Annotated in this window: 4 protein-coding genes; 2 read left to right on the forward strand and 2 right to left on the reverse strand. The window is 61.6% G+C overall.

Features of this window, described 5'->3' with window-relative positions; genetic code table 11:
- Window positions 1–264 (forward strand): hypothetical protein (locus tag WBP53_RS05570; protein ID WP_423926768.1); only part of this gene is annotated, 264 nt, incomplete at its 5' end.
- Between the two features lie 9 nt (window positions 265–273).
- The gene (locus tag WBP53_RS05575; RefSeq protein WP_423926770.1) at window positions 274–1,029 is read left to right on the forward strand and encodes a sulfurtransferase; all 756 of its coding nucleotides are present in this window, start codon (window positions 274–276) and stop codon (window positions 1,027–1,029) included.
- Between the two features lie 57 nt (window positions 1,030–1,086).
- Here WBP53_RS05575 and mfd read toward each other — a convergent pair whose 3' ends face one another.
- Window positions 1,087–4,563 (reverse strand): transcription-repair coupling factor, encoded by a 3,477-nt coding sequence (mfd, locus tag WBP53_RS05580; protein WP_423926772.1) that lies wholly within the window; start codon window positions 4,561–4,563, stop codon window positions 1,087–1,089.
- A gap of 109 nt (window positions 4,564–4,672) precedes the next feature.
- Window positions 4,673–5,047, reverse strand: a 375-nt coding sequence (locus WBP53_RS05585) for an N-acetyltransferase family protein (protein WP_423926774.1), incomplete at its 5' end; no start/stop codon positions are given.

Here is a 5,047-nt window from a genome sequence, read left to right on the forward strand (position 1 = left end):
GTCACCTACTTGCTCTTTTTCTTCTCGCTTTTTTCGGCGCGCTTTTCCTTCAACGTCTTTTCCGGTTTCTTTTTCGTGTTTTTCTTTGAATCCATACCCTTGGACATGACGACCTCACTGGTGCAGGTGCACCTTGCTGTTGATTTGGTGTTGCCCCGATCGCAGGGGCAAGACCTTTTAGCGCGGATTGATCTGTCTGACCAGAGCCAGTGCCTGAGGCTGCGCTGGTCAGAGGGCACGACCGTCGCTGCGCTGATGCCGTAAAATCGGCAAATGATCCTGAATATCGCCGCCTACCGGTTTGTTGAAGTCGAAGACCCTGAATCCCTGGTGGCTCAGTTGCGCGATTGCGCCGAGTACCATGGACTTCTGGGTACTATCCTGGTTGCCAGGGAGGGCCTGAACCTGTTTCTGGCAGGGCCCGACCAGGGAATCGAGGCCTTTGTCCAACGCCTGCAGTCAGATCCGCCATTCGCCGGAATCGTGATCAAGCGCAGCCACAGCGTCGCGCAGCCGTTTGCGCGCTTGAAGGCCAAGGTCAAGCCCGAGATCATCAGTTTCCGACAGGCGGAAGCGGAACCGCTGGCCGGCAGGGCGCGCGTGGTTTCGCCGGCTGAGCTGGCGCGCTGGATTGCCAATGGCAAGGACGAGCAGGGGAATCCGCTCGTGCTGCTGGATACACGCAACCAGCAGGAGGTGGCCTATGGCAGTTTCGAGGGTGCCATGACCCTGCCCATCGACAAATTCACCGAGTTGCCGGCTGCTGTCGCGGAGTGTCGCGGCGCACTCGAAGGAACGACCGTAGTCAGTTTCTGCACGGGCGGAATCCGCTGCGAGAAGGCAGCGCTCTGGATGCAATCCGAAGGCATCGCCAACGTCTTCCAGCTCGACGGCGGGATCCTTGGCTACTTCGAGCACGTGGGCGGGTTCGGATACGAAGGCCGATGCTTTGTCTTCGACGAACGGATTGCGCTGGACAGTCAACTCGAACCGCTGGTCGATGGACGGCCTGCAGAATCGGAAGCCTGATGGCGGATGCACAGCGCTTGTGAACGTCACGCTGTCAGGTCCTGATCGGGCTCAGCTTCATCCCGAGGTGCGCTTTGCCAGAGCCGCGACGATCTCCCGCGCCACGCGGATGCGTTCACTGGCGCCTTCCAGTTTAAGCTTGATCTTGAGTTTGTCCTGGCCGTCCAGTGCGTAGACCTTGGGCAGGGTCTGGATCATGCGGATCACCGTCATCGGATCGATGCTCGGCTTGGGCGTGAAGTTGACTCTTCCGCCATTGGCACCCAGTTCGAGTTTGCGAATACCCAGCGGCGTTGCCAGCAATTTCAATTCGGTGACTGCGAACAGGTTTTTGACCTGGTCTGGCAGCAATCCGAAGCGGTCGACCATTTCCACCTGAAGGTCGCGCAACGCATCGTCGTCCTCGGCGCTGGCGATACGCTTGTAGAGTGTCAGGCGTGCATTGACGTCGGCGAGGTAGTCGTCGGGAATGAGCGCCGCCACATGCAACTCGATTTCGGCTTCGTGTTCGCTGGTCAGGTCGAAATCCGGCACCTTTCCGGACTTCAGGGCGCGCACCGCACGATCCAGCATGTCGCGGTACATCGAGAAGCCGACCTGCTCGATCTGTCCGGATTGTTCTTCGCCGAGCAGTTCACCGGCACCGCGGATCTCGAGATCGTGCGTGGCCAGGGTGAATCCGGCTCCAAGCTCCTCCAGCGAGGCCAGTGCCTCAAGGCGCTTTTCCGCATCCGCCGTAATCGAGCGGGTGTCGGGAACGACCAGGAAGGCATACGCGCGATGGTGCGACCGACCAACGCGACCGCGCAACTGGTGCAACTGGGCCAGGCCGAACTTGTCGGCCCGGTTGACCACGATGGTGTTTGCGCTGGGTACGTCGATGCCGGATTCGATGATTGTCGTGCAGACCATTACATTGAATCGCTGGCGGTAGAAGTCCAGCATGACCTGCTCAAGCTCACGCTCGGGCATCTGGCCATGTGCGATACGAATGCGCGCATCGGGAACCAGCGCCTCGAGTTCGCGAGCCATCCTTTCGATGGTGTCGACTTCGTTGTGCAGGAAATAGACCTGTCCACCGCGCTGCAACTCGCGCTGGAACGCCTCGCGGATCAAGGCAGGATCCCAGGCGCCGATGAACGTCTTGACGGCCAGACGATGTGCCGGCGGCGTGGCGATGATCGATAGATCGCGCAGGCCGGACATTGCCATGTTGAGGGTGCGCGGAATCGGTGTCGCGGTCAGGGTGAGCAGGTCGACTTCGGCGCGCAGCTTCTTCAGCTGCTCCTTCTGGCGTACGCCGAAACGCTGTTCTTCATCGACGATCAGCAGGCCGAGATCCTTGAACTTCACGTCAGGCTGAAGCAGCTTGTGGGTGCCGATCACGATATCGATATTGCCCTCGGCGAGCTTGGCCAGCGCTTCGCTGGTTTCCTTCTTTGACTTGAATCGCGAAAGGACCTCCACGCGGATTGGCCAGTCGGCCAGACGGTCGCGGAAGTTCTGGTAGTGCTGCTGGGCGAGCAGGGTGGTCGGTGCGAGGATACCGACCTGCTTGCCGGCGATGGCGGTGACGAATGCCGCCCGCAGGGCGACTTCTGTCTTGCCGAAACCGACATCGCCGCAGACCACGCGGTCCATGGGGCGCGGCCGGGCCAGATCGGCGATGACGGCCTCGATGGCCTGCAACTGGTCGGGCGTCTCCTCGAATGGAAACGCCGAGGCGAACTGGTCGTACATGAGCCGGTCAACGCTCAGGGCCGTGCCGGGGCGTGCCTCGCGCTGGGCATAGATCGCCAGCAGTTCCGCGGCAACATCGCGAACCTTCTCCGCTGCACGCCGCTTGGCTCTATCCCAGGCTTCACCGCCCAGCGAATGCAGAGGTGCCAGCTCCGGCGAAGTCCCCGAATAGCGGCTAACCAGATGCAGCTGGGAAACGGGTACATAGAGCTTGTCACCCTTGGCGTACTCGATCGCAAGAAACTCGCCATCGGCACCGCCCACATCAAGCTTGAGCAAGCCCTGATAGCGCCCGACTCCGTGATCGACGTGCACGATCGGAGCTCCGGTCGCCAGTTCGGACAGGTCCCGGATCACGGCTTCCGGATCGCGCGCGAAACGTTTGCGTCGGCGGCTCTGCTGGGCCCGCTCGCCGAGCAATTCGCGTTCCGTGAGGACGCTGACTTGTGGCTTGGTCAGGGCGAAGCCCTGCTCAAGGGCAGCGACCGTGATGGCGAGCGGATGAGCGGGTCCTGATCCGACGAATTCCTGCCAGGACGCTGTCGTCATGATCGACATTCCGGCGGCCGTGATCTGTTCGATCAGGGCCTCGCGGCGACCGGCCGACTCAGTGGCAATCAGCACGCGGCCCGGGTATGTGGCAACAAAGCGCTGCAGCTCGGCGGCGGGCGCCTCGTCCTTGCGGTTGATCGGCAAAGAGGGGACGGGTTGCGTACCCAGATCGATTGCGCGATCGTCGCTGCCAGGGGCAACCAGGTCGACTCGGATCTGCTGATTCAGGCGTTCGCGGAGATCCTGCGGCGACAGATAGAGCTCGCCGGCAGGCAGGATGGGGCGTTCAACGTCATGCGCACGCTGCTCGTAGCGCTCGGCAGTTTGCCTGGAGAACTGATCGGCGGCATCAAGCGCTCCATCGTCCACCACGAACAATGCACCCGGCGCGAGATAGTCGAACAGGGTCTCGGTTGTTCCGAAAGTCGAGTCAGCGAAGAACAGCGGAAGATAGTATTCAATACCGGCCGGCGCGGTTCCTTCCTTGATGTCCTGGTATAGCGGACAACGGCGCGGATCGATCGGAAATCGTTCGCGCAGCATGTTGCGGAAGCTGCGTGCAGTGTCCTCCGTCAACGGGAATTCGCGTGCTGGCAGGAGGTGCACGCTGTCGACCTTGTGCTCCGATCGTTGCGACTCGGGGTCGAAGGTGCGGATCGAGTCGATCTCTTCGTCGAACAACTCGATGCGATACGGCGTCGCGCTGCCCATCGGGAAGATATCGACAATTGCCCCACGAACGGCGAAATCACCGGGTTCAAGCACTTGCGGAACGTTGCGATATCCGGCGGCCGACAGACGACGCTGCTCGGCGCCCAGATCGAAGTGCTGGCGGCTGTCGAGCACGAGACTGGAGCCGCTGATGTAGCTGCGTGGTGCCAGGCGCTGCATCAGGGTCGCCACGGGAACAACGAGTACGCCACGATCAAGCCGCGGAAGCCGATGCAGGGTTGCAACGCGCTGCGACACGATGTCTGGATGCGGGGCGAACAGATCGTACGGCAGGGTTTCCCAGTCCGGAAACTGCAGAACCTCCAGTTCGGGATCGGCAAATACACGGATCTCCGATTCCAGCGCATGTGCGCCATGCGTATCCCGGGTCAGGACCACGACCAGTCCAGGGTGCCTTCGGCCCGCTTCCGCAAGGGCCAGGGCGAGGGCGGAACCGTGAGGATTGGTCCATTGACGACGCTGCTTCGGAGTGGTGGGCAGCGTGGAGGGGATCAGGGTGGCTTGAGTCATTGAACCTGTGGGCAGCAACAGCGCCGGATGCAGGATGCTGCCAGCGCGGGCGCGCAGTCTACCTTGCAGCGGCCGACTGGTGCGGAATGGGCGGCGATGAAAATGTTGCTCAGGCCGCGTCGGAGCGCGGCAACAAAGTGTGCCCAGCCTGCAGGGACAGGCGCATTTTCACGTTGGAGGCGTCACCGGATTCCCGCTTCAGCTCGAAACCCAGGCCTTTGGCCAACCCGATCATGTCTGCATTCTCAGACTGCGTTTCGCCCCAGAGCTCAACCAGCTGGCGATTCCGGCATTCGGTTATCAGCATGGACAACAAGGCTCGACCGAGTCCCTTCCCGGTGAAGTCCGGATCGATGGCCAGGGCGAACTCCGCCGATTCGGTCACGCCATCGACATGCACCCGCGCTTCTGCCCGAATTTCGACGCCATCGCTATCCGTCGCAACCAGGGAAGCCGTCGTTTCAGGATCGATATTGCACATGGC

Source organism: Dokdonella sp. (assembly GCF_049593775.1).
Lineage (GTDB): Bacteria > Pseudomonadota > Gammaproteobacteria > Xanthomonadales > Rhodanobacteraceae > Dokdonella.

Excerpts from the sequence above, each read along its gene's own strand:
- WBP53_RS05575 (WP_423926770.1), top strand. The coding sequence starts at position 274 with ATGATCCTGAATATCGCCGCCTACCGGTTTGTTGAAGTCGAAGACCCT.
- mfd (WP_423926772.1), bottom strand. The coding sequence starts at position 4,563 with ATGACTCAAGCCACCCTGATCCCCTCCACGCTGCCCACCACTCCGAAG.